Origin of the sequence: Teredinibacter haidensis, assembly GCF_014211975.1 — a bacterium.
Taxonomy (GTDB): domain Bacteria; phylum Pseudomonadota; class Gammaproteobacteria; order Pseudomonadales; family Cellvibrionaceae; genus Teredinibacter; species Teredinibacter haidensis.
On the sequence record NZ_CP060084.1, the window covers coordinates 1,266,458 to 1,292,287 of the forward strand.

A 25,830-nucleotide genomic window follows, 5' to 3' on the forward strand; every position below is an offset into this window, starting at 1 on the left:
AATTATGAATAACATTTACCACGAAAAGGGATAGCCCTTTCGCGCTCGAGTAAGGGAAGTAAAGTATTGTACTGGAATCAGCCACTGAAATGGATGAATACAACGATAAATAATGCCCATTTTAGGTATATTCCGCAAGTTCGCCGATTCTTGGGAAGTACAGTGCCGTTCTATATCCGTGGACAGTCAATGCCGGGGTCGTTTGGTCGAGTCCCTGCATCAGTTTTTGATAGTGGGTTAACTGCGGCTGATAGCTGGCCTTTTCTCGCAGAATAAACGTTTCAATGTTTTCGCCCTCTGCCGGTATCGAACTTTTATAGTCGACAATCCAGCGTATGCCTTTGGCATCAACAAAGGTGCGATCCAGTATCGCGTAGCGGGCTGGCTTGCCATAGCACAACCGGTATTCGCATTGGCTGTCGGTGTGTCTGTTGTCCAGCAACCAAGCAGCTTTTGAATCGCTTAAAAGTAACGGCAAGGTGGACGATAATATCGCGACGCCTTGCTGTGCTGCTGATTGACCCAAGCCGTTTTGTTCAAGCTGTGCCTGCCAGAATGGGGATAGGGTATCCGGTGAGCGCGACTGCCACTGTGCGTAGCCCTCGCGGTGAATATTTTGAAGAATTCTATGTAATACGATTCCTACCGCAATGGCCAGGGGAGCATTGGACGCTCCTTTGAAATCTTCAATTACCTGTATTTCTGTATTGTCGAATATTGCGGGTTTCCACTTGTCGATATCCGTTGACTGCGGCTTGTCACCACTGTAATTGAGGGGCAGCCGCCGAATATAAGTGCGTTCAACTTGTTGGACATCCAGCTCTGTCGATTCATTCTCTACAGTGGATTCAAATAATTGAATCTGACGTTGAATAACAGGCCAGAGCTTCGATACCATCGACGAGCTGGAAGGGGGTTTTAGTGCATCATCCTTAGCAGGTTTTACATTGCAACTTAGGTAAAGGCGCTTTTTGGCTCGCGTGCAGGCAACGTAGAGCAGTCTTGTTTCTTCCAGTTCTTTACGTCTTTTGGCTTCTCTGCTAATCAACAGTGTTAAAGGATCTCTGTCTGCAGCATCAGAAGCGGATATGGGACTGATCAATAAATCCAGTTCACCCTTTGTATTTAATCTTTCATGCCAGTTTAAGAGGTCTGCGGTATCTGCCTTGCCCTGCTTATCTAGCGAAGGGAGGAATACGCTATCGAACTCAAGCCCTTTGGATTTATGCATGGTCAATATTTGAACCGCTCCCGCTGAACTTTCGGGCTGTGCAAATAATTTTTCGAGCGCGTTCATAAATGACTGCTTTTCTGTCATTCGGCCGAGGGGAGCGTATTTACTTAATAATCGAAGAAAGGTGCCAATATCTTTGATTTCGCTCTTATTCTTGAGTGTTTCTGGCCCGCCGAGCTCTATCCATGCACTCTCCACCAGCTCTGCCATTGGCCGCCGTTCACGCAGTGTCAGAGCACTGTTTATCGATGTTTGCAATCGTCTAAATACGGCTTTTCCCTCGGCTTTGAGTTGTCCCGACGAATCCGCAAGTTTCATTTTGTTTAGTAAGCTGTACTCGATCGTTGACTCCAACGGATTAAAGAGAGAGTACAAATCTACATTGTCTACGCCACACCACGGGCTGCGCAGCAAGGTCAGCCAGCTTGCATTGTCAGCGGGGTTTTCCAGTACTAGCGTTAATGCCAATATATTCTGAATACAGGGGCGCGACAGTAGCGGGTCGATATCGACGGCGCTGTAGGCAATGTCCCGGTCATGTAGCGCGGGGAGGATTTCACTGAGGTGACCGCGGCCGCGAACGAGGATTGCAATACTGTCTTCGGGGTAGGACGACTTTAAGTCGACAATTTCTTCGGCGATAGCTATCGCTTCTTGTTCGCGGTTGGGCTGATCAATAAAACCCCTGCATTGCACGTAGCTGCTGGAATCCGTTTCGGGTATCTGCGTAAAGGCATGCGAAGGGGTATATCGTACTGCACCCAGAGATATATTATCTTTTTTCGGGAATGCGCTATCGAAACTGTGATTGACCCAATCGATAATCGTCGATGTGGAGCGAAAATTCACGCTCAAGTCTACGGCGTTTAGCTCTTTCCCCTCAAGACCATGCTTGCGTACATCGAGAAATATCCCGACGTTAGCATTTCGAAATCCGTAGCACGACTGCATTCCGTCACCGACAATAAACAACGTTTTCCCTGCGGTGCTGTCCCATTCTCGTGTTAGCAGCTGCAATAATTGCAGTTGGCTGTGTGAGGTATCCTGAAATTCATCAATAAGAATATGGTTGAGTTGGTAGTCCAGTTTTAAGGCGAGTTCTGTAATATCGTTAAAACCACCAAGTGCTTCTCTTGCACATTCGGCAATTTCGACAAAATCGGCATTGCCATTTTTTTGGAAAACCAACTTTAAGTGGGCGGTTAAAAGGGGTAATAATTCAATTAGCGCAGACAGTACACGCCATTGTTGCGGAGAATACGTAAGCGAAACAAACTGCTGTATAGATGCAAGATTTTCTCGAACAGTGGGTTTTTCTGCGAATAGTTTCAAAAGCGCCAAATAGCGAGTTTTTTTGTCTGAATATTCTGCTTTGGTTTCTTTGTCGCCCGTGGGGAATCCGTGACGCTTGTCCACCCGTTTTATAAATTGCTCAGTTGCTGTAAGTGCAATATTGGCGAAGGGTTGCCAAAACTCCTTTATCGCTATTTGTGGTGTTGTATCAACGGGAAAGCCATGTACTCCGGAAAGTGCTGTAGAAATCGAATCGGGTTTGTCATTCTGTAAATGGGTGCCGGCAAAATCCAGGAGTTCGCACAGTTCCCCCTCATACAGCTGAAGATCGTCCGCCAGTTCATGTAAGAGCTCTTCAGCCCACAAAGATAAATTGCTTTCCAGCCACTCTTGAACAACTTCGAGTTTAGAGTCGTCGACGCTTTTAATGCTGTAAATTAACGGTAGCCATTGGTCGCGCGTTTGAAGCATGGCCATCAACAGGCGCGCCAGCCTGTCCAAATCGCCCCCTAAATGCTGGAACAGCACTTTCAATGAGTTGGGCCAGCCATTTGAATTACAGCTATCTAGGAGAGAAATAACGGCCTCTTCAAAAACAGTATTGGTATCTTCAACCATTGCAGGGGCAGTTCCAGCGCGGCTCATTAGCGGCATTTGCTGGGTTAAACTGCGACAAAATCCATCAATCGTCAGGATTTTTAGACGGAAGGGCATTTCCTCAAGATGCCAATTCAAACGGTCATTATTGTCCGCAGCTGCTTTGGCATAACGCATTAAGTTTGCGTGATGAGGATCCTCGATTAAACCAATATCGTTTTGGCTTAGTATTTGTGCTTCTTTTAAAGCGCCAAGAATGCGCTCACTCATCTCTTCAGCGGCTTTACGGGTAAAGGTAATGCATAAAATTTCTTCTGGCTGTTTGCAGGTGGCGAGCAGGCTTAAAACTCTCAGGCTTAACAATCCCGTTTTCCCGGACCCTGCAGGAGCTGAAACGGCAAAGGATTGCTGGGTATCCAGTACGGCTTCGCGCACGGCTTTATCGATTGGCGAAGTCATTTAGAATCCTTTTGTTTGCTAGGCTCATCGTGCGCTGCGGGCAAAATGTGTTCGTAGTGACGCAATAATGAAGGGTTGTGGTTGATACAGGCGGTATAACCGCTGGCGAGCTGTTGGGTATAAAACTCCAGTTGTTCTTTCCACCAGGCCAGAGCGTCGTCCCACTGTGCTGGCAATTGATAGCGATTGAGCTGTGCTGCAGTGGAGATACCCGGAATGGATAATTCGGTATCGCTAATTCCACTGTAGGAACACCGGCGAGCGTTGAGTTCAAAGTAACTGATACCCGCCATATTTACTGGATCGCCTGCGAACAAATAAAGGGGTAATTGAGGATCTAAAATAGGCTTCTTCTGTAAATGTGACACGGAGGGCTTGCCTGTTTTGTAATCAATCACCAATTGCTTGTCGTTAATGATATCGATTCTGTCGACGCGTAATGAATAACGATACTGTGCAATGTTTACGCTAATGGGAGCTTCAACTGCGGCAACCTTAAACGGAGGGCGTTCGCAATCGGCCACGACCGCATTTAACGCGATATTGCAGAGCTGTTCTTTTGTTAGCGCTATAAGGTCTGCGTTAAGGTTAAGATTGTGGCGTTTTACTTGTGCTGAAACCGCACGATCAAATTCTTTTTCAAAGGTACATAATCTTTCTTGTGCAGATACGTTTTCAGCAGATGCTTTTGAAGGGTATAGCCCCCAGAATGCCGCCAGTATTTGATGCAGGATAGAGCCGCGTACAAATGCTGGAATACCGTAACAGGGCTGTTGTTCAGCCTGAATACCCAGGCGGTAGTTGGCGAACGCATAAAATGGATTGGCGATAAAAAGCTGTAAATGATATGCACCGCCAGCGATAGTATCACCGGGTGTTAATGGTGGGCCGTAGCTGGTATCCACCACGTCAGCATTTATATCTTTTTCCACCATTTGAAGGATATGGGTATCGACCACGTTACGCTCGGGCAATTCGCTAAGTTGATCTGATATAGCCATAGAGAGCAGTGGGCTGGGGGAGCAGGCTTCGTCGTTATCATTTTTCTGGTGGTAACTAAAGATTAGGTTTTCACTGGCATTTTCGTAGCTGTGCAATAATTTCCGCGCGTATTCAAGCTCTCTCTCCGATGTTGAGCGAGGTGTTTTGACCTGTTTTTGGAGGCCGTAGGGCAGAAGGCTGTTAGGTTGTGGTGCCGAAGGAAAATTGCTTTCCGTTAACGATATAACGCGACAATGTTTAAATTGAATCCCGGCACCTTCCATCAAACCCAATATCTGAATTGGGCAATCGAGCTTTTGCATATGGAATGATGTTTTTTCACAGAGCCATTGTAGAAGAGACATAAATTGCGTGAGGTTGATCGGCTTTTTGTGCTCTAAAAGTACTGCGTAGCGATCTGATGTAGATAGCACCTCAAGAAATGTCTGGGTAGCTTGGTATTCGCGGCTGTTTAGCGTTCTGTTACCCGGCCAACCCGCAGCCTCCAATAGTTTCGGTAATAGTGCTTTCCATTCGACAAAGGTTTGAGACTTAGTCTTTTGTTTTAGCGTGCTTATGAACCGAATAAGATATTCGCTATCTGCTGTATTTGTCGCGGTTACGCTGGCTTCGGTATCGGCTGCTCGTGTATCGGCTTTCTGTAGTGTATCGATGTAAAGACTCAGCGTAACTTTGTGAGTCAACAGTTGTGTTAACGCACTTTGCGCGAGGAGTCGCGTTTCACTTAAGCCGTTACCCCAGAAGCTGGATAAATTCAGTTTCTGCAACCGGCTCGCCTCCAATTGAAATTCGGAGAATGAGAAGAGTTCGAACAGTGAGCCGATAATAGGTTCTTCGATAAGGCTTGAACTGACGGAAATATCAAAGGGAACAGCGGCGGCATCGCGCTCATTGCCACAGACATACGCCGGATCGAACACGCGATTGAACAGCGATGAAACCCGTTGGTGAACGTCCGATAGGTTGGTTACGACAACGGCTATTTGTTCATTTTCCTTAAGCTCGGGCAAAAGCGCTTTGCACCACTGGGCTGCGGCTTCAACTTCTTCAGAAAAAGAAGAAAAAGCCTGCACGGGTATACCCGTATGCAAATCAGGCTTGTTCGAGACGTCTTTTATCCCTTGTGTTGAGACCAAAGACAGCGTGTCTCGCCAAAGGGGGCTTAGCTCTGCGAAGCCATGAAGACGAATCTCACCCTCAATTCTTATGGCCGACTGATCGGCCGCGGCTTTAAGTAATTGGATGGCGTCGTCTTTTACTAGCCAGCGATTACTCTGCAGTTTGGCATTTAGTCTTTCAATACAGGCCAATAGAAATTGTGTTTCCTGGTCATTGGCTAGCGAAAGCTGGTTTGTGGGAATACCCCAGTGGACTATCAAACTCCGTGCTTGCTTGAGTTGTTCGACCAGAGGCCTTGAATGAATGAGTGACTCAATTGAAATGCCAAGCTCTAAGAGTTGTTGCCGGAAAGTGGGATCATTTAATAACTCATCCCAAAGGAATAGCTCTTCCTGATCAGACATTAAACGCTTATCGGTATTGGGGAAGCAGGAATCCTGAAGTTCAAGCCATATTTCCTGAAACCAGCGCTCCAAACTTGCTATGGAGGGGGCAACAGACACCGGTAGGCGGGTATGCGTTATGTATTGTTGGAGTAGATACCGTTGTTGTCGCTCATTTGCTGTAAGAATGAGTGATTCCTCTATTGCGCTGCTCATATTGCCTTTTTTCGACCTAAGTGAATGCTTTCGCGGTTTATACCTAAAGGGTATTAAATAAAGTTGTTTATTTCTAAGTTGTATGGCCCGTCAAATCGTGACGATAAGCGCCAATAAAAAGTTTGATTTATGTCAGTTGTGTTACTACAGGGCTTTCAGCGTAAGTAGCGACTAACGTTTTATGCACACGGGGCTTACTCTCTGTAGAAATCTACGTCAGATTGTCGAAATTACGTTCTTTTCTGCCGGGGAATACTACAAAAACTCTCTAACATATTGAAAAATAAAGGAATTAATTTAGTGGTTATATTTTGATCGATCTGTGTTCTTCTGAGTATTTATGGGCGTCATGGCGTTTTGCACAAAGACTGTCCACTAAGTTATCCACAGGAAATGTGGACAACATAGGTTGGTGAAATGACACCCAGGGAAACATCTTTGTCATATTTAGGTTTTCGCCGCTTAGAATATTTTCTTTTAACGTTAGGGACAATTATTATCGTCCTTTTCAAGCCTTTCTGACGTTAGCAGGATGGGCTTTGGATCGAGCGCGCTTTCATAGACAAATCGATGATGCTGTGAGGTCTTTAGCCTGATGAGGTGGCACGTCATGGTTGGTTGAGGTGCTCAGTATAGCTTTAGTAAAAGTCACTAAGCGCTGTTTGGCTGCTTTCTAGTCAGGCAGAAACATCCCCGATAAGCCTCTAAAGGGTAATATCAAACGGATCCTGAGCGGCTTAGGGAATACGGCTAGCTTCATGCGCTGGGCACAGGCTAGCAGAGTTGGGCAGCTGCGTCAGTAAGTCTATAACAGTGATTGAATATCGCCATTATTATGCGTTTACTCGTTTAATACTCGTGCCTCTTTGTAAGGGCTCTCGATTATCTGTCGTCCACTTTAGTACTGATACGGCCAATTTCCATGACACTTATTGTCCGAATACTTTCGGACCTTCAATAAACACTATTCGGTTCTACTGTATTACGCGGTTCGCTCAGTCAATAAAATATTCTGCGATGAATAAAATTGGATTTATTCGGTAGCGCAGGTGAGGGGATAGCAATGGAGATGAATAAGCTTGGCAATAGGTTGACCCACGACCAGATAGTAACAAAATAAGTAGGGGGGCATAAAAAAAGCCCGGCGTTTCTGGGGGAGAGCGCCGGGCCAGGACCATTAGGAGTGAAACATTAAGGGCTATGCCCTCAACAAGCTACAAGTAGCTCTACCAGCAGCGCAGACACTTGGGGGGGATGTGTGCCACCGGTATTAATAAGTATCGGTTATTTTTCATTTTATTCCACTTTCCCGGCTTTGTATTTTTAAAACATTTCTTAATAGAAAGTGGGTCAAATTAATCTCAATGCTATATATTTTTACTTGCCTAATTTAAAAAACGCTATTTTACTCACTTAAATGCTTAGTGATCGTAAAGGTTCTATTGTTTATAAGCGCTCAATGCGTTACCCGCTCGCATGCGGGTGCTGACGGTATAAACGATAAATTTGTTGACCGCCCCTAATAGTCAAATACTTTAGTCAACCTCAAATAAGTTTGCTACTGGAGGTATCGCTTGCTGCAATTGTTTTGCCGTTGAGGTTCTTGGAAACCATATTTCAATATTATTTTGTATATGACGGAGGTTCAATTTGCTCGATTGAAAGGCGATAGTGACGGGTTCATAGGTCATGGTGTGATCGGAAACGCTCAGTTTCGCCAGTTCATTTAATTCACCAAAAATTGTGGTGATTAAATCGAATATACAATCTTTTCTGTGAATCTTACTGGTTTCCCAGTATGCAGTCGTAAGTGCACTTGAAAGCTCTTCCAAATTATGTACTGCGTCAGCTACGGATGTTCTGTTCATGTTGTTAATACCTGCAGTTATCGATCTCTTTAGTATAGACACATGATAATTTTTTATTCTAAGGTCGATCTATTCATTCTGTCTAATCAGGCCTTCCTGTGCGGCCGAGAGAATAAGTTTACCGCCTTTGGTGTATACGTGGCTGTAGGCGAATCCGCGCGCACTCCCGGCCCACGGGCTGGTGCTGTGGCAGAGTAGCCAGTCATCTGCTCGAAAATCATCTGAATGAAACCACATGGCGTGGTCGATGCTGGCGGGAAAAATCTTGCCCGAATAAATGGATATACCGTGGGGGAGAAGCGTTGTTGCCAACAATCCCAAGTCGGAGGCAAAGGCGAGCGTACATAAATGTTGGATCTTGTTGTCACCGAGGGGTTTGCGCGTTTTTATCCAAAAATAGGCATCGGCAGGACGTGAATCGCAGGATTGAAACAACTCCTCATCGATGGGAAGCAAATCAAAGGGGTTGTGCGTTTCGTGCCCCAAGTCCGGCGCTGGTAGTGGGCTTTTTCCCGAAGGTGGTGTTCGACGCTCTAGAATTTCTTCGGGCATAGGAATATTGGCAGGAAAAGGCGTTTGATGATGAAAGCCTTCTTCTGGGTGGTGGAAAGAGGCTGACATATTAAAGATGGGCCGACCAAACTGACGCGCGACGACGCGACGACTGATGATGGACCTCCCATCTCTTACCTTTTCAACATCGTAAATCACCGGCACATCACTTTTGCCCGCACGTAGAAAATAGGCATGTAAAGAATGGGGAAGGGCGATGCTGCGGGCCTTGTCCTGCGTGAGATGGCAGGCGAGGAGAGCCTGGCCCAAGACCTGCCCACCAAACAGTGTTCCTTTGAAGTTTTCCCTGTGGTGGCGGCTACGGAAAAGGTTGGTGTCGAGCGTTTCTAGATCTAGGATGTCGTCTAAGGCTGAGTGCATGAGGGGGCCTTTAATAATTCTGTATTCTGCCGATACTCTAAGATGAATGATCATACACCTCTATCACGAGACGTTGAGATGCTTTTTGCCCGCTTACTTTGCTTAACTCTGGTTGTGTTGATTTCAGCCTGCTCAACCAGCTATACCGCCAATAACTTCAGCCATGCGAAGCAATGGGTTCGCCTCGATAACAAGCATCAGCTTACCCGTAGTAACCAGTGGCGTTTGGCTCGGGACACCTCTTTGTACTTAGCCAAACCGGTACTGCCAATGCAGGTCACCAGTGGAGTGCTGGCCTATAACCGGGCGCGATACTCCCTTCTGCAGTCGATGGAAAGCGCGTTATCGATTTATTACCCTTCACTGCAAGCATCTAGCGTTGATATGTCTATGGAAGAGGCGCTGATTGCTTCGCGGCTCAGTGGCAGCCGTATTCTTGTCTTCCCCAGGCTCCTGGAGTACCCGGATAGTGGGCCCAGCCACCAGTCCCGCGAGAAAATTATCGATGTATCACATGCCCATTTTCAGGTGCTGTTAGTTGATGTGTATACTGGCGAAATATTAGACACGGGCACCATCAGCAGTCGCAGTAGTATCCACAGTGCCAATAGCACAGCGGCCAATGAATTAATGGCGTCCGCGTCTAAACACTATGCCGCACAGTTGGCAGGGCTTAATCCGCAATAATCTACATATTGGGGTAATTAGGGCCGCCGCCACCCTCCGGTGGTTGCCACTGAATATTTTGTTCCGGGTCTTTAATGTCGCAGGTTTTACAGTGAACGCAGTTCTGTGCATTTATTTGAAACTGTGGCTCTCCCGAATCATTTTCAATTACTTCGTAAACGCCTGCAGGACAGTAACGCTGAGCGGGCTCGTCAAACTCCGGTAGATTATAGCTTAACGGCAGCTTGGCATTTAACAGCTGTAAATGGCAAGGCTGATCTTCTTCGTGATTTGTGTTTGACAAATAGACAGAAGATAAACGATCGAAACTTAAAATATTGTCGTGTTTTGGGTATTCAATTTTTTTCGATTGTGCCGCCTTAATAAGCTGTTGGTGGTCGGGCGTTTTATCTTTTAATGTCCAAGGCAGACAGCCATTGAAAATATTGATATCCAAAAAGGCGTATGCAGAGCCCCAAAAATTTCCCCACCGGTGTTGTGCCGGTCCAAAGTTACGTTGTGCATAGAGTTCTTTGTAGGCCCATGATTGCGTAAAGGCTTTAGGGTATGCCGCAAGGCTCTCATTCTGCTGACCGTTAGCAATTGCAGTGGCAACCGTTTCTGCGGCGACCATGGCGGATTTCATCGCCGTATGCGTACCTTTAATTTTAGCGAAATTAAGGGTGCCGGCATCATCGCCGATCATAATTCCACCCGGAAACACCATCTCGGGTAAGGATTGAATGCCACCCTTAGTAATGGCGCGCGCGCCATAAGCGATACGTTCGCCGCCAGTTAAATGTCGTGCTATTACTGGGTGATGTTTGTACCGTTGAAACTCTTCGAAGGGGTCCACATAAGGGTTGCTGTATGACAAGTCTGTGATAAAACCGACGGCTACTTGCTGATCCTCCAGGTGATATAAAAAGCCACCGCCAGAGGAATCACTTTCGCTCAGCGGCCAACCTGCGGTATGTATAACCCGTCCTGCTTGGTGTTGGCTCTGTGGTACTTTCCATAGTTCCTTAACACCTAAGCCGTAATGCTGCGGGCATTTTCCGCTGTCTAAGGAATAGTGTGCAATAAGCTTCTGACCTAGGTGTCCTCGAGAGCCTTCAGCAAACAGGGTGTATTTCCCTCTTAACTCCATTCCCTGCAGAAAACTGTCCTTTTGAGCTCCATCGGCGGTAACACCCATGTCTCCCGTGATAATGCCAAGAACCGTATTATTGTTACCAAAAAGAATGTCGGCTGCGCTAAATCCAGGGAAAACTTCTACACCCAAGGCCTCTGCCTGCTCGCATAACCAGCGGCATAAATTTCCCAGGCTGACAATATAATTGCCTTCGTTGTGCATGGTTTTCGGGGTCAGTATCGAGGGGATTCTTTTGCTTCCAGTAGCGCTGCTGAGCAAAAAAATTTCGTCGCCAGATACCTTTGTGAATATTGGCGCCCCAAGCTCTTTCCAACTAGGGAACAGTTCGTTCAGGGCGCGAGGCTCTATTACGGCACCCGACAAAATGTGGCCACCCACTTCTGCACTTTTTTCAACAACGCACACACTAAGTTCAGAGTTGAGTTGCTTTAGTTTGCACGCGGCACTTAACCCGGCGGGTCCGGCGCCAATGATGACAGCATCGTATTCCATGGACTCTCGTTCCACTTCGCACCCCTTATGTAGTTGATTTGTTCACTATAGCTATACAAATAATAGCTATATCGGCAGGTATTTCCGTTCGCTGCGTGTAACTTGCGCGCTCAATGTCTCGAAATAGTCGTGGTTTATAGTTGTTTGGCCCGTGAGAATAGCATAGCCTTTAATGACCTTATCTAGTTTCAAAGAAAGATCCTTACGTGGAATAGCAGGAGCGTGAAAGAGTATGAAGATTCTGGTGCCAATCAAGCGCGTTGTCGATTACAACGTAAAAGTCAGGCCAAAATCCGATGGCAGCGACGTTGATCTTGCCAACGTAAAAATGTCGATTAACCCCTTCTGTGAGATTGCGGTAGAAGAGGCGATACGTATTAAAGAAGCCGGGAATGCAGAAGAGGTTGTTGTTGTAACTGTTGGATCGAGCAAGTCACAGGAACAGCTGCGCGCAGCGATGGCGCTTGGTGCCGACAGAAGTATCTTGGTGGAAACAGACGAAAATCTGGAGCCATTGGCGATCGCAAAAGTCTTGAAAGCTATTATCGAAAAAGAACAGCCAGGGTTGACCCTAATGGGCAAGCAATCGATTGATGCGGATAACAATCAGACCGGACAAATGCTCGCCGCCCTGTGCCAGCAGCCCCAAGGCACGTTTGCTTCGCAAGTAGAATTGGATGGCAGCAAAGTGGCTGTAACGAGGGAGGTCGATGGTGGATTGGAAACGTTGTGTTTAAGCCTACCAGCGATAATTACAACCGATTTGCGCCTAAACGAGCCTCGGTTTGCAGCACTGCCAAATATTATGAAAGCCAAAAGAAAGCCGCTTGAGATTATTCCCTTAAATGACCTTGGGCTCGATACGGGTGCTCGCACGCAAATACTGTCTGTAGAGCTTCCTAAAGTACGCGAGGCTGGCGTCAAAGTCGCTGATGTGAACGAGCTGTTAGATAAACTGAAAAATGAAGCAAAGGTGATCTCATGAGCGTACTCGTCTTGGTAGAACACGATAATCACAATCTAAAGGCCGTAACACTGAATACTGTTACAGCAGCTTTGGCGCTAGAGGCTGATGTCCACCTGCTGGTGGCCGGCTACAACTGTTCAGAGGTTGTCGAAAGCGCCAAAACAATACAGGGCGTAACGACTGTGCTTCAGGCAGACTCGGTGATACTTGAACACCAGATGGCGGAGAGTGTTGCACCCTTAATCGCCAGCCTCGCGAGCGAGTACAGCCATATTTTGGCTGCCGCAACAACCTATGGCAAAAACAGCTTACCCCGCGCTTCTGCACTGGTTGATAGCCAGTTGATTTCGGACATCCTGTCTGTTGAGAGTGCGGATACCTTTAAGCGTCCTATCTATGCAGGGAATGTTATCGCAACCGTCAAAAGCAATGATGTAATCAAGTTTTTGACGGTTCGCACTACCGCCTTTGATGCCGCTAACGCTGAAACAGGTACCGCTATTGTTAAATCCGTTACTCCCGGTGAAAATCAAATCCTGTCCTCCTTTGTTGATCGGCAATTAGCAAAATCAGACCGTCCAGAGCTGACCTCAGCGAGTATTGTTGTGTCTGGTGGACGAGGGTTGCAAAATGGCGAAAATTTTGAATTGCTATTCAAGTTGGCTGATGAACTTAATGCCGCTGTCGGTGCCTCGCGCGCGGCGGTTGATGCTGGGTTTGTTCCAAACGATATGCAAGTCGGGCAAACGGGTAAGATCGTTGCTCCAGATTTGTATATTGCCATCGGTATTTCTGGGGCAATCCAGCATTTGGCTGGAATGAAAGAGTCAAAAGTGATCGTCGCAATTAATAAAGATGAGGGTGCCCCCATATTTCAGATAGCTGATTATGGCCTGGTGGCCGATTTGTTTGATGTGTTACCAGAGCTAACCGATAAACTGACTGCATAAAAACACACTATGGTGGCGAGTTCTTGGATTGCTCGCGACCATCGTTTCTATTCAACACGGACACCTCCGCTTGTTACGGCTGCTGCTGCAGGAGTAGAATGCCGACCAGCAAATAACTTGTTGCTGTGTTTAATAATCAATCAAGCCAGGCCCGGCATTTATGTTCAGTTTCTTCCTTCCCTCGAGTAAAGTTCAGAAAGATCGCAGCATCATGCGTGAAACAGACGCAAGGATGGCGAAATATAGCCGTAGAGGCCTTATTTTCAATTTTTTGGCCTACTTAATTTGCTTGGTGGGTGGACGATTTATCGATGAAAATCGTGATCTAACCATAACGCTGACGATTGGTCTTTTATTTATTACCATCGTTAGAGGCTTTTTTCTTTTCCGCTTTGACCAACTTTACCCAAGAGCGCCGCAGCGCTGGCGAACGAACTATTTTATTGCGACTTTATTCGGTGCATTCTGGTGGGCTGTTATTCTTGTTAGCATCACCCTTAAATTGGATATGCGCAACGAAGCTCCGTTGCTTTGGTTGTACACCGTCGTCTTTTTTTCGACCACTGCACATGCTTTTGCTCCCTACCAGAAATTTCTGTCTTACTATCAATTTATTGGCTTAGTCCCTGCTGCGTTAGCGGCTATGTTTGTAGGTGAATCAACGGCCTACCTTTATGGCATTCTTATGCTGATGTTTTTCTTTGTTTTATCGCATCAATGTCGATTGATTTCGGAAAACTACTGGGAGAGATTGGAAGCTGCGTACGCACTTGCGAGAAAAACTCAATCAATAGAAGAGGAAAAACGTGATACGAGGGCGAGCGTCCAGTTAAATAAAGAGTTTCTCGCATATCTCAGGAATGATTTAAAATCGATTTTTATTCAGGCTAGCGATGCGTTGAATGAGCTGGATCAAGGACATGTCAATCGACCATCTCTACGCCAATGTGAAAAAGCGTATCAGGATGTCTTTCGCAGCGTAAGTGATTTTAATAATGTGCTCAATAAAAAGCTGGTGCTCGAAAACAAAATATTCAATATACGCCACGAGCTTCAACACCTTGTGGCGGAATATATCGATGAGTCTGAAACTGAAGGTATTCGTATAGAGACTGCCTTATCGCCAACACTGCCCATGCGCCTAAAAGGCGATGCATCCCGTCTCGCACAAATTATTCGCACCCTAATTTCGCTGAGCATTCAGTCGTTGGATAGGGGTGTTGTGTTAATTGAAGTTGAGTTCCTGCGGGAGTATGAAACTGCAGGTGAGCTTTATATTAATATTTCCAGTTTTAACCAAAGCCAAAAGAAACATTTCTTTAGTGAGGAAAATGGTCAGGCACCCAAAACCAGTATGTCCTACGCCGTTGCCAAAGGTATTGCCGAGCTTATGAACGGCAGTATCGAAGTAAGTGAAATATCCCAGGAGGGAATTCTGTACCGGCTTGATGCAAAATTTGATATCGCAGAGCAAGCCGGTCACTTGGACTTCCACCGAAATTCTTTTCTTGGTCGCAGTGTAATGCTGATACATAACAATCGTCGGATTGTTGACATAAAGCGCCGGGAACTCGCTGCACTTGGATTTGAGGTCTTTACAGAATCTCAATATAGGAAAGCGCAACAGCAATTGGCTAACAGCTATAAAGACAGTAAGCCAATTGAGTGTGTCCTTTACTATTATGAAGAAGGTGAAAGCGAAGCCGTCGAATTTAATAATGCCTTGGCCGAGCACCCAGAGCTTCGTTATACGCACCAATTAATTGTTGCTACTGAGCGGCAGCAACGCCTGCTCGGGAAGCTTGGTTTTAGTGATACCGAATATTTACATGTTGTCAATAAGCCTGCAGGGCTATACGAGCTGGAAACGTCCTTTAAAGAAGTTTATAGCATGATGGAGGATGAAGAGATTTCTATTGAAGATGTGATTGTAAAGGTATCGTCTGCAGATGAAACCGTTTTGGAAATGCTGCTAATTAGCAGGCAAGAGAATGCAGAGTCTCGCGTGAAAGACATGCTACAGGGGCTTCGGTTGGAGTTGACGTTAGTTTCTGAGGCCGGAAAAGTTCAAGCTGTTTTTAATAAAAAGCAGCCAGTTGTCGCTATTATCGATTGTGATGAAGAGCCTGAGTTTATAAATATTGTTGATAGTATTCGTAGCTTGGAGCAAAAAACTAATACCGATTTTTATATGCCTATTATTGGGATAAGTTCTTCTTCTACAGTGGCGGAATCTACAGCCTATGAACTTGGTGTGGACGACTTTGTTGACCTGTCTAACCCAAAGAAAACATTGCGAAGAATTGTAGAAAACTGGTTGTCGTTAACAGCGAATGCAAAGGAAGGCTAACGGTTTTATTTAAAGCGTAAAAGTATTGAGCTTTGTTGCTAGTAGCTTTAATGCAGAGCGTGGACGTTGCCGCGGTTGGGCCGAAAGGGAATTCTTTGCAAGCCCGAAATAAAATACAAATCACTCAAGTAGCTATTAGGGTTTGTGGGGTGGTACTGTACATTGCCCACTTTTTTAGGAAAATTCTGCCCAAATAGGGCAGTGGTCGGAAGGCTTTTCCATCGCTCTTATCTCTGTATCAATACCGGAGCCAATACACTTGTCAGCAAGTGACTTGCTCGCCAAAATAAGGTCTATACGCAGGCCGCGTTTAGGTTCACGTTCAAAGCCTTTGCTTCTGTAATCGAACCAGCTGTAGTGGCTTTCCTGTTCGCCGTGAATACCCCTAAAGGTATCAGTAAGCCCCCAGCTCATTAGCTTATCCAGCCACTCTCGTTCTTCGGGTAGGAAGCTGCACTTGCCGGATCGCAGCCAGCGTTTGCGATTGTCTTCACCAATACCGATATCAATATCCTGTGGCGAGATGTTCATATCGCCAATAACCAACAAGGTATCATCTGGGCTGTAATTGTTTTCAATATAGGCCTGTAGATCACGATAAAAATTGCGTTTGTTTGGGTATTTTACGGGGTGTTCATTGCTTTCGCCCTGAGGGAAATATCCGTTCATTACGGTGATGGTATTTCCTTCAATATCAAATGTTCCTGCAATAAAGCGCTTTTGTGAAGAGCTATCATCGGTTGGGAAGCCTTTTTGCACGGTTTTAAAGTCGTACTTGGATAGCAGCGCAACCCCGTAATGGGTTTTTTGCCCTAAGTATTGCACTCGGTACCCCATAGCTTCAATAGTTGCTACAGGGAAGTCTACATCGGTAACTTTAGTTTCCTGAAGGCCAATAAAATCCGGGTCGTATTTATCGATAAGACGTTGCAGCTGGTGCAAGCGTATACGCACACTGTTTACGTTAAAGGATATGCACTTCATAGAGCTTATATGTGTTCTCTGGCCTTAATATGGCTAATTTTTAGCTTTAAATGGCGAGCGCTGTCCCCAAGTGGACAGCGCAGGTTCCTTTTGCTCAAAACTTGCGGCTTGCTGCGTGTTGCTGGTGCTTGAAATGCGAATCATATCCACCAGAATATTGCCAGTTTCAATCAGTAATGTGTCGCCATCGACGTCAATTCGATTTTGCTGATTTGAGGCGGCTTGCTCCTGTTGCTTTTCTTCGGATTCTTCTTCCGATTTCCTAAATTCTTCAAGTGTTTTATAAGGTTTAAGTTGTTTGCCTAGACGTCGTTTATTATCTATAGCCATAGCTTGTTTTTCTAGGCGTTCTTTTTCCTGAATGCGTTCTTGCTCATTTAGAGACACGATTTTTTTGCGCTTGTTTTCTTCCATAATATGGATTTGATCAAGAATAAAAGTGAAGTCGGGGTCGTTGGCCACCCGTTTATTGTGAGAGTCCATCAACTGTGGGATTAACGGTTCATAATTGAAGTACGTGGCATGTGGTACCGCGTGAATTTGATCCCAGGGCAGGGCGTTGTCGTACGCGGCTTCACCCACTTCTTCCGTATCGATTAATAGAGGCAGTGCAATATCGGGTACAACACCTCGGTGCTGAGTGCTTTCGCCGGATACTCGGTAGAATTTGGATTCGGTGATTTTTAGCTTGCCTTCGAGCAGGGGGGTAACAGACTGGACGGTACCTTTACCAAACGACTCCGAACCAACAATTAGCCCACGATGATAATCCTGAATTGCGCCAGCAAAAATTTCAGAAGCTGATGCGCTTAAGCGGTTTACCAGAACTACAAGAGGGCCTCGGTAGCGCGCTTTAGAGTGGGATCGATGGTGGCGATTGATTCGGCCATCTGGCGAGCGTATTTGTACCACAGGCCCTTGATCAATAAACACATCGGTTAAGCGCGTAGCTTCGTGTAGCGAACCACCTCCGTTATTGCGAAGGTCGAGAATTACGCCATCTACATTTTCTGCTCGCAGTTCATCCAGTAAGTTTAGGATGTCTTGCGTACTGCTTTTGAAGTTTAAGTCACGGTTGTTGTAGGCTTCAAAATCGATATAAAAGGCGGGCAGGTGGATCACCCCAATCTTGTACAGGTCCACGCCATCAGTAAGTTCAAGTACGGCTTTTTGCGCCGCCTGATCTTCAAGTTTTACCTTGCCTCGATTGATTCGAACGGTTTTTGATTCTGCATTTGCTGGACTGTCTGTCGACATTACCTCCAGTTTAACAACAGTATTTTTGGGTCCGCGTATTAAATTGACGACTTCATCCAGTCGCCAACCGACAACATCCACTAGTTCGCCATCGGAACCCTGGCCAACAGAGATAATTTTATCGGCGGCTTTTAGTTGCCCTTGCTTGTCTGCTGGCCCACCGGCAACTAAGCGTACAACTTTGGTGAATTCGTCTTCTGATTGTAATACTGCGCCAATCCCCTCGAGCGATAAGGACATATTGATGTCGAAGTTTTCAGACGTTCGTTGACTCCAGTAATTCGTATGTGGGTCATAAAGCGTGGCCAGTGCATTAACCATTGTTTCAAAGACATCAACACTGTCTTGCTGCATTACGCGGTTCAATTGATTTTTATAGCGGCGACGCAGGGTATCCCGGGCCTCGTCTAGCGTTTTACCTGCAAGCTTTAAGTTCAATAAGCTGAGTTTAAGGCGTTTGTACCAGAGCACATCGGCTTCGTCACGTGTAACGGGCCATGCGCTATCTTCTCGATCCAGCGCGAGGGAATCTTTTTCGGTAAAGTTGAATTTAATGTCGTCGTCGTCGAGCATATCCAATACGGATTCAAGGCGAGAGACCAGTCGCTGACGGAAGGTGTGGTAAATATCAAAGCCTGGCTCTAAATTTCCGCGCTTAAAAAAATCGTCAAAGTTATCTTTGTTTTTTTCAAAGCCTTCAACGTCTTTAGAGTAAAAAAAGAGCTTGGCAGGATCCAGTGTTGTAAGGTATTGCTCCAGGAATTTTTTCGACAGCTCGTCGTCGACAGTTTGCTCTCGATAGTGTCGAGACTGCAACTTGGCGATAACGTCTTTAATCGTCTCCGACTGCGCTTTGGTGTGTTGGAGTGGCGCAACAATGGAGGCCTCTGCGTAAATGCTGGCCAGTACAATGAGCAGTAGGGCGATGCTGTAACGAGGAAATACTTTGGTTAAAATCATACTTTTAGATAACCGGGATCTGAATGGCTGTACGTTTTTTGCGTTAAACGCCTGAAATATCTGGCAAATATAGCACAGAGTCGAAGTATTAAAGAGTGAGTCAGGTGCATTTAGTTCCTCTTTGCGTAGCAGTTACGCCATAGCCTATGTCGAACCACAAGGCATTCAGTTCAATAATGAATCATTACCGCCGTGATACAGACTCTAAGCCCCCTAGAAAAGTAGGGTATTATTGTTCTACATAGCTTCTTTTTAGCTTTCGGAGGCTTTTATGCTCATTTTTTAGAGCTAAACGGTAACGGGCTTGCTTGAGGTTTTCGGCTGAGGGCTCGTCCATGCGCCCGCGCGTTCTTGGCGTCTGTGAGATGGGGCCGTTGCGAGGCGCTTATGCGCCCAATATTGGTGCTTTCATTGTTTCCTCTCTGTATAGGTATTGTTGAGAGCCTCTGCGCCAGCGCTGTAATGCTTCTGGCGCCACTGAGCTATTTTCTAGATAAACTTGTGACTTCCGGGGCAGGAAAAGAGGCCGGTAACAGCTATAGCGCTTCAATTAGACTGCATACGGGAGGGCGGTGCCGATACCATCCGTTTCACGCTCTTTGTTATATAGACATCGTTTTGCTGGGGCTCGGGGATGGTTACTTTGGGTTAGCGATCACACAGGAAGATAGCTTAAATATAAATACTATGGTTGTAATCAATGAGTGAGATAAAGGTAATTTTGTTTGATTTAGGTGGTGTACTGCTGGAGCTTGATGGTCCACCCATTAAAAATCACTGGATAGAAGAAGAGTTGACCCACGAGCAAAGTTGGCAGCGTTGGATGTCATCACGTTATGTTAAGCGGTTTGAAACGGGGAGTATCTCGGCTGATGAGTTTGTGTCTGGCGTGGTTCAAGAATTGGGTATAAATCTATCTGAAGGAGAGTTTCGAAAGGCCTTTATCGATTGGCCTAAAGAGCTTTTTGATGGTGCTGCGGAAATGCTTACGGCGTTAAAAAAGCGATATCATATCGCTTTTTTTTCCAATACTAGTGAGCTGCATTTGCCCCGGTTGTTGGATAAATTAAAGTTGGCTGACTATTTTCACAATACCTATGCATCCTACGAAATCGGTTTTTTTAAGCCTGATATTGCCGGTTTTCACTATGTCGCTGATGATCTGGATATATCCGTCGAAAATATTTTATTTATCGATGACAATCAGGTGAATGTGGATGGAGCAGTCCGGGCCGGGATGAGAGCAAAAAAAGCTGTTGGCTTAAACCAGGTTGAGCAGGTTCTACGCGAATTTGGCTGTTTGGTATAGGGTTTAATTAAATGCCAAAGCACACTGTGGAGCGGTAAAAAGGCTCACTCCATTTACAGTTTTGGTCGAATCTACTGAAGAGCATTCCTTATTGCTCTAGTGTCGGCTCACGAATCTTTATACTTGAAACCTTGACATGCAAGCCTTTTCACTTAGAATGAATGAACGTTCATTCACTGGTAGTGTACTTTATGTCAGACGCTATTTGTCAAGATGCCCGTTTACCCGCTCAGGAAGCTAAGCGGCAACAGATCTTGCGGGCAACTCTCAAGTTATTGGCTAAGCAGGGCTTTCACGGGTTTTCCATTAAGCAGGTGGCGAAGGCAGCAAATGTGGCCGCCGGAACGGTGTATCTCTACTTCCGTGATAAGCAGGATATGATCGAGCAGCTTCATATGGAGATTATTCAGAGTGTGGCCAGTGCGACCTTTGATGGCTGGGATGAGAGCGCTCCACCATTCAATCGCTATCAACGCCTGTGTCGCAATCTTTGGTACTTCAATATAGAGCATCCAGATGCTTTGCTGTGCAAGGGACAGTTCGATCAACTGCCGCCGGATGTGCTGCGCAATCAGTACACAGAGGCGCAAAACCTTTTTGCACCGTTGAATGCCCTATTCTGCGAGGGTAGGGAGAGTGGAGAGCTGGAGGCTCTGCCCAATGAAGCAATGTTCTGTATTTCGGTCGATACCTTCTGGCAGATGGCGCGCAAGCAGCACCTGGGGATGGTGGAGGTGAATGAGGCGTTATTAGAACAGATGATCGATAGTACTTGGCGAGGGATATCGCGAAACCAAAACACCTGAAGTGGCCCGTAACAAACCCCTCATGCTGCCGTAACGCGGCAGTTGAATTTGAAGGAATATATGATGTACCTACCCCGAATGCCTTTAATGATTACCAGCGGACTTTTGATCTTGGCAGTATTGGCTTTGTCCGCCTGCCAGCAAGATGAACAGAAGAGTACAGCGAACCGGCAGCGACCACCCGCCGAAGTCGGCGTGGTTACCCTGCAAGCCAAAAATGTACCTCTTACCTCGGAATTACCGGGCCGCGTTGTTGCTACACGCATGGCGGAAGTACGACCACAGGTTAGCGGTATCGTCCAGCAGCGATTGTTTGATGAAGGCTCGCAGGTGGAGGCTGGTCAGCAGTTATACCAGATTGACGCCGCTCGATATCAGGCGGCACTGACGACGGCGAAAGCCAGTTTGACCCGAGCGCAAGCGTCTTTTGATACGGCAAATACCCAATACCAGCGTTATCAGGCGTTAATTAAAGACAATGCCGTCAGTCAGTTGGATTTTGACAACGCCAAGTCTGCTTACTTGCAGTCCAAGGCCGAAGTGGCGGTGGCCGAGGCGGCGGTGCAGACAGCGGAGATCGACCTAGCCTACACCCATGTTCTGGCTCCCATAAGCGGACGCATTGGTAAGTCGAACGTAACCGAAGGTGCATTGGTGACTGCGGGACAGCAGTCTGCCTTGGCGACGATTCACCAACTCGACCCTATCTACGTCGACCTTGCCCAGCCCGCGCGGGAGCTTCTTAATCTACGTCGCCAGATCGCGGCAGGGACCCTAAAGCGTGACACGCTTGGCCAAGTACGGCTTTTAATGGAGGATGGCAGTCGCTACAAGCATGCCGGTAGCTTGCAGTTTTCCGAAATGAGTGTGAACGCGAGTACGGGTAGTGTGACTGTGCGTGCACTGGTGCCCAACCCAGAGAGCCTTCTAATGCCCGGTTTATTTGTGCGGGCGGTACTCGAAGAAGGCTTTCGGGAAAATGCCGTATTGGTGCCTCAACGCGGTGTAACCCGTAACCGTCAGGGGGAGGCGACAGCCCTAGTGGTTAATCAAGACAACGTGGTAGAAGCGCGCGCACTAACTACTGGTCGCAGTGTCGGCAATCAGTGGTTAGTGGAAGGCGGGCTGCAAACTGGCGACAGGGTTATTATTGAAGGCCTGCAGAAAACCGCGCCGGGAGCTACGGTGATACCGGTAGAGTTGCCTGATGATTCTGCGAAAAACTCATCCATCGAAAAAACCGTAGTAGTGGAGGGGTAAAGTTATGGCTCGTTTCTTTATAGACCGGCCTGTGTTCGCATGGGTTATTGCGATCGTTATTATGCTCGCGGGAGCCCTCGCTATTACTCAGTTGCCAGTGGCTCAATACCCCGAAGTCGCACCGCCTTCAGTGTCCATTCGTGCCGCCTACCCGGGTGCCTCAGCCAAAGTGGTTGAAGACTCGGTCGTGCAGGTTATCGAGCAGAACCTTACCGGTGTGGATAATCTGCAATATATGTCGTCAGTCAGCGACTCAACAGGTGCGGCGGAAATCACGCTTACTTTCGAGGCCGGTACTGACCCAGATATCGCCCAGGTGCAGGTGCAAAACAAACTGCAAACGGCTATGCCATTGCTTCCGACTCAGGTTCAACAACAAGGGGTGCAAGTCAGTAAGTCCACTGCTGGGTTTCTAATGGTGCTGGGCTTTGTGTCCAGCGATAACAGTTTGGACAAACATGATATCTCCGATTTTATTGCCGCCAAAGTACGCGAGCCCCTGAGCCGCGTAAACGGCGTTGGTCAGGTGAGACTGTTCGGCTCTCAGTATGCGATGCGTGTATGGCTGGATGCCGCCAAAATGGCGGCCTTTGAATTAACAACCGTTGATGTGGTGAGTGCCATTCGCGCTCAAAATGCACAAATCGCCGCCGGTGAGTTGGGTGGCTCACCCGCTCAGACGGGGCAGGATATTAACGCCAGTATTGTGGTTCAAACGCAACTTTCGTCCCCAGATGAGTTCCGTAGCATATTGATGAGAGTGAATACTGATGGTTCCTATCTCACTCTGGGCGATGTTGCCCGCGTGGAGCTGGGCGCGGAGAGCTACCAGTTTGAGACCGAGTATAACGGTCAGCCGGCGTCGGGGCTGGCTATTACCTTAGCCTCCGGTGCGAACGCTCTGGATACGGCCGCGCTGGTGAATGAGCGCCTTGAAGAGCTGAAACCCTTTTTTCCTCATGGGTTGGAAGTGGTACGAGCCTATGACACAACGCCCTTTGTGAGAATATCCATTGAAAGTGTGGTGCACACATTGGTGGAAGCCATTGTGCTGGTCTTTTGTGTGATGTATTTATTCCTGCAGAATTTTCGCGCAACGCTTATACCTACCATAGCTGTACCGGTGGTACTACTCGGCACCTTCGCGATTTTATTAGCTTTTGGATACTCAATTAATACGTTGACGATGTTTGCCATGGTGTTGGCGATTGGCCTGTTAGTGGATGATGCCATTGTGGTCGTGGAGAATGTTGAGCGCGTTATGCATGAGGAGCAGCTTTCCCCCCGTGAAGCTACGCGCAAATCCATGGACCAAATTACCGGTGCTCTTATCGGTATCGCGCTGGTGCTTTCTGCGGTGTTTGTGCCTATGGCGTTTTTCGGTGGTTCCACCGGGGTCATCTACCGTCAGTTTTCTATCACGATTGTTTCCTCGATGCTCTTGTCTGTGGTTGTGGCCCTAACGCTCAACCCAGCCTTGTGCGCCATTATGCTAAAAACCACGGACGCCGATCACTACAATCGCGGCGGGTTTTTTGGTTGGTTTAATCGCAACTTCGATCGTGGTAGTCGGGGCTATCAGAAGGGCGTTCGCTCGATGCTCGCACGTAAGGGTCGTTTCTTACTGGTGTATCTCCTGATTGTAGGTGGCCTAGTTTTATTGTTCGGCCGGTTGCCCGGCTCATTCCTCCCAGACGAAGACCAGGGCATTATGTTCACCCAGATGACCCTGCCTGCGGGCGCGACTACGGAGCGATCAAAAGATGTTATGGATAAGGTGGAAACCTATTTTCTGGAACAGGAAAAAGAAAATGTAGAGTCGGTGTTCTCCGTCATCGGGTTTAGTTTTAGCGGACGTGGGCAGAACAGCGGTATAGCTTTTGTTAAAATGCGTGATTGGAGTGAACGCAAACGCCCTGACCAGCATATCCAGGCAGTAGCTGGTCGTGCGATGGGCTACTTTATGCAACTGCGTGAGGCCCTTGTGTTTCCCTTTGTGCCACCAGCAATCACACAGCTTGGAACCTCCTCCGGATTCAATTTGCAGCTGCAGGATCTCGGTGGTCAGGGCCATGATGCGTTAATGGCTGCACGCAATCAATTGATAGGAATGGCAAGTCAGGACCCGCGCCTTGCGCGCGTGCGCCCCAATGGCCAAGAGGATACGCCACAGTTTAAGCTGGATATCGACCAGACCCAAGCTGCAGCCCTTGGCATCTCTCTGGAGCAAATTAATTCAGTGTTTTCTACAGCATGGGCTGCAACTTACGTTAACGACTTTATCGATCAAGGCCGTATAAAACGCGTTTATGTGCAGGGAGATACACCTTACCGTATGACACCTGACGATATTGGTGATTGGTATGTACGTAACAACCAGAATGAAATGGTTTCGTTCTCCGCCTTCGCGAATGCCCATTGGTTTTACGGATCGCCGCGCCTTGAACGTTATAATGGCGTGTCTAGTGTAAATATTCAGGGACAGGGTGCGCCGGAAGTGAGTTCAGGAGACGCGATGATAGTAATGGAAGAGCTGGCGGCAAAACTTCCGCCCGGTTTTGGTTATGAGTGGACCGGTATGTCATTGCAGGAGCGACAATCTGGTGCTCAGGCTCCCGCTTTATATGCGCTTTCAATTTTGGTGGTGTTCCTTTGTCTCGCAGCGCTATACGAAAGTTGGTCTGTACCTATTGCCGTCATGATGGTGGTACCTCTCGGAGTGATTGGTGCTGTGTTACTTGCGATGGCTCGTGGACTGTCTAACGATGTGTATTTTCAGGTGGGGCTGTTGACGACTATCGGGCTATCGGCAAAGAACGCAATACTGATTGTTGAATTCGCTCGAGCCCTTTACGAACAGGAAGGCAAACCATTGATTGAAGCGACCATGACAGCAGTGCGCATGCGCTTACGGCCCATCCTTATGACCTCGTTAGCTTTTGGTCTTGGTGTGCTGCCTCTGGTTCTGGCTGATGGAGCTGGTTCCGGCAGTCAGAATGCCATTGGTACGGGTGTGTTTGGTGGAGTGATCAGTGCTACGGTATTGGCAATCTTCTTCGTTCCAGTGTTTTTTGTGGTGGTGTTTAAATTGAGCCACAAATTGCAAGGCATTGCTCCAGAGAGCAAGCCATTAGAGTCAGAAAAAAACTAAAATAGAACGTTCGGTTGGGCTTTCTGGCCCAGCCGAATCCATATTAAGGTAAGCCGTTTTTGTTCTCCTAAAAAGTTCTTTAAGATGCTCTATAGGGTGTCCATTGTGTTAGCTTGCAAAGTGTCGTCGCGAAAAACCTAATTCCTTTCTCTTGTCTGCCACTATCATTTCTTGCTCCAAATCAACCCTATGTTTTCCGCTATGGCTGTTTTAGGGATAACTGATTCACAATGGGTTAGTTTTGATACAAGGCTCGCTCCTGTGGGGAAAATCCCCGAATCAACGGTTTTCTCCCTCTATTGGTCGAGCCTTAAATGAAGGTTTTATCTACCCTGTCGGGCCTTATTCTGCTGGAGGTTTATTAGTTGTCGAGCGTTCCTTCTGTGTTTCCCATGGATTTTACAGTGGGTGTGTGCAT

At 47.0% G+C, this 25,830-nt stretch carries 15 protein-coding genes; 8 read left to right on the plus strand and 7 right to left on the minus strand.

Annotated elements, in window-relative coordinates:
• Positions 1–121: 121 nt before the first annotated feature.
• The 4 genes from H5715_RS05135 to H5715_RS05150 form a co-directional block, all read right to left on the minus strand.
• Positions 122–3,583 carry a UvrD-helicase domain-containing protein gene (locus tag H5715_RS05135; RefSeq protein ID WP_075187896.1) on the minus strand — a complete coding sequence of 1,154 codons (3,462 nt, stop codon included), beginning with the start codon at positions 3,581–3,583 and terminating at the stop codon, positions 122–124.
• Positions 3,580–6,303 (minus strand): PD-(D/E)XK nuclease family protein, encoded by a 2,724-nt coding sequence (locus H5715_RS05140; RefSeq protein WP_075187895.1) that lies wholly within the window; start codon positions 6,301–6,303, stop codon positions 3,580–3,582. Before H5715_RS05140 ends, H5715_RS05135 begins: the two co-directional genes overlap by 4 nt.
• Positions 6,304–7,838: 1,535 nt before the next feature.
• Positions 7,839–8,171, minus strand: a complete 333-nt coding sequence (locus tag H5715_RS05145) for a hypothetical protein (RefSeq protein ID WP_075187894.1) — start codon at positions 8,169–8,171, stop codon at positions 7,839–7,841.
• A 69-nt stretch (positions 8,172–8,240) separates the two neighbouring features.
• A complete protein-coding gene (locus H5715_RS05150) occupies positions 8,241–9,104 on the minus strand; it encodes an acyl-CoA thioesterase (RefSeq protein ID WP_075188121.1) in 864 nt (287 codons plus the stop codon).
• A gap of 42 nt (positions 9,105–9,146) precedes the next feature.
• Here H5715_RS05150 and H5715_RS05155 point away from each other — a divergent pair, with 42 nt between their 5' ends.
• Positions 9,147–9,791, plus strand: a complete 645-nt coding sequence (locus H5715_RS05155) for a DUF4823 domain-containing protein (RefSeq protein WP_083608249.1) — start codon at positions 9,147–9,149, stop codon at positions 9,789–9,791.
• A gap of 1 nt (position 9,792) precedes the next feature.
• Here H5715_RS05155 and H5715_RS05160 read toward each other — a convergent pair whose 3' ends face one another.
• Positions 9,793–11,418 carry an electron transfer flavoprotein-ubiquinone oxidoreductase gene (locus tag H5715_RS05160; RefSeq protein ID WP_175574343.1) on the minus strand — a complete coding sequence of 542 codons (1,626 nt, stop codon included), beginning with the start codon at positions 11,416–11,418 and terminating at the stop codon, positions 9,793–9,795.
• A 232-nt stretch (positions 11,419–11,650) separates the two neighbouring features.
• Here H5715_RS05160 and H5715_RS05165 point away from each other — a divergent pair, with 232 nt between their 5' ends.
• The 3 genes from H5715_RS05165 (at position 11,651) to H5715_RS05175 (ending at position 15,685) form a co-directional block, all read left to right on the plus strand.
• Entirely contained in the window at positions 11,651–12,403 is a 753-nt protein-coding gene (locus H5715_RS05165) for an electron transfer flavoprotein subunit beta/FixA family protein (protein WP_075187891.1), read from the plus strand.
• Positions 12,400–13,335 carry an electron transfer flavoprotein subunit alpha/FixB family protein gene (locus tag H5715_RS05170; RefSeq protein WP_075187890.1) on the plus strand — a complete coding sequence of 312 codons (936 nt, stop codon included), beginning with the start codon at positions 12,400–12,402 and terminating at the stop codon, positions 13,333–13,335. Before H5715_RS05165 ends, H5715_RS05170 begins: the two co-directional genes overlap by 4 nt.
• A 211-nt stretch (positions 13,336–13,546) precedes the next feature.
• Positions 13,547–15,685, plus strand: coding sequence for a histidine kinase (locus H5715_RS05175; RefSeq protein WP_246434696.1), 2,139 nt, complete (start codon positions 13,547–13,549; stop codon positions 15,683–15,685).
• Between the two features lie 174 nt (positions 15,686–15,859).
• Here the strand turns inward: H5715_RS05175 and xthA are convergent, their stop codons facing one another.
• A complete protein-coding gene (gene xthA, locus H5715_RS05180) occupies positions 15,860–16,669 on the minus strand; it encodes an exodeoxyribonuclease III (protein ID WP_185906598.1) in 810 nt (269 codons plus the stop codon).
• Positions 16,670–16,702: 33 nt separating this feature from the next.
• On the minus strand, positions 16,703–18,886 hold the full coding sequence (locus tag H5715_RS05185; RefSeq protein ID WP_185906599.1) for a carboxy terminal-processing peptidase: 2,184 nt from the start codon (positions 18,884–18,886) through the stop codon (positions 16,703–16,705).
• A 700-nt stretch (positions 18,887–19,586) separates the two neighbouring features.
• On the opposite strand from H5715_RS05185, the gene H5715_RS05190 reads away from it, so the two are divergent.
• From H5715_RS05190 to H5715_RS05205, 4 genes are all read left to right on the plus strand, one after another.
• A complete protein-coding gene (locus tag H5715_RS05190; RefSeq protein WP_075187885.1) occupies positions 19,587–20,195 on the plus strand; it encodes an HAD family hydrolase in 609 nt (202 codons plus the stop codon).
• A gap of 191 nt (positions 20,196–20,386) precedes the next feature.
• Positions 20,387–21,001 carry a TetR/AcrR family transcriptional regulator gene (locus tag H5715_RS05195; protein ID WP_075187884.1) on the plus strand — a complete coding sequence of 205 codons (615 nt, stop codon included), beginning with the start codon at positions 20,387–20,389 and terminating at the stop codon, positions 20,999–21,001.
• Positions 21,002–21,064: 63 nt separating this feature from the next.
• Positions 21,065–22,261 carry an efflux RND transporter periplasmic adaptor subunit gene (locus tag H5715_RS05200; protein ID WP_075187883.1) on the plus strand — a complete coding sequence of 399 codons (1,197 nt, stop codon included), beginning with the start codon at positions 21,065–21,067 and terminating at the stop codon, positions 22,259–22,261.
• A gap of 4 nt (positions 22,262–22,265) precedes the next feature.
• Positions 22,266–25,412, plus strand: a complete 3,147-nt coding sequence (locus tag H5715_RS05205; RefSeq protein ID WP_075187882.1) for an efflux RND transporter permease subunit — start codon at positions 22,266–22,268, stop codon at positions 25,410–25,412.
• Positions 25,413–25,830 lie beyond the last annotated feature (418 nt).

Excerpts from the sequence above, each read along its gene's own strand:
- H5715_RS05160 (WP_175574343.1), bottom strand. The coding sequence starts at position 11,418 with ATGGAATACGATGCTGTCATCATTGGCGCCGGACCCGCCGGGTTAAGT.
- H5715_RS05145 (WP_075187894.1), bottom strand. The coding sequence starts at position 8,171 with ATGAACAGAACATCCGTAGCTGACGCAGTACATAATTTGGAAGAGCTT.
- H5715_RS05190 (WP_075187885.1), top strand. The coding sequence starts at position 19,587 with ATGAGTGAGATAAAGGTAATTTTGTTTGATTTAGGTGGTGTACTGCTG.
- H5715_RS05205 (WP_075187882.1), top strand. The coding sequence starts at position 22,266 with ATGGCTCGTTTCTTTATAGACCGGCCTGTGTTCGCATGGGTTATTGCG.
- H5715_RS05175 (WP_246434696.1), top strand. The coding sequence starts at position 13,547 with ATGCGTGAAACAGACGCAAGGATGGCGAAATATAGCCGTAGAGGCCTT.
- H5715_RS05150 (WP_075188121.1), bottom strand. The coding sequence starts at position 9,104 with ATGCACTCAGCCTTAGACGACATCCTAGATCTAGAAACGCTCGACACC.
- H5715_RS05165 (WP_075187891.1), top strand. The coding sequence starts at position 11,651 with ATGAAGATTCTGGTGCCAATCAAGCGCGTTGTCGATTACAACGTAAAA.
- H5715_RS05140 (WP_075187895.1), bottom strand. The coding sequence starts at position 6,303 with ATGAGCAGCGCAATAGAGGAATCACTCATTCTTACAGCAAATGAGCGA.
- H5715_RS05135 (WP_075187896.1), bottom strand. The coding sequence starts at position 3,583 with ATGACTTCGCCAATCGATAAAGCCGTGCGCGAAGCCGTACTGGATACC.
- H5715_RS05170 (WP_075187890.1), top strand. The coding sequence starts at position 12,400 with ATGAGCGTACTCGTCTTGGTAGAACACGATAATCACAATCTAAAGGCC.
- H5715_RS05195 (WP_075187884.1), top strand. The coding sequence starts at position 20,387 with ATGTCAGACGCTATTTGTCAAGATGCCCGTTTACCCGCTCAGGAAGCT.
- H5715_RS05200 (WP_075187883.1), top strand. The coding sequence starts at position 21,065 with ATGTACCTACCCCGAATGCCTTTAATGATTACCAGCGGACTTTTGATC.
- H5715_RS05185 (WP_185906599.1), bottom strand. The coding sequence starts at position 18,886 with ATGATTTTAACCAAAGTATTTCCTCGTTACAGCATCGCCCTACTGCTC.
- xthA (WP_185906598.1), bottom strand. The coding sequence starts at position 16,669 with ATGAAGTGCATATCCTTTAACGTAAACAGTGTGCGTATACGCTTGCAC.
- H5715_RS05155 (WP_083608249.1), top strand. The coding sequence starts at position 9,147 with ATGAATGATCATACACCTCTATCACGAGACGTTGAGATGCTTTTTGCC.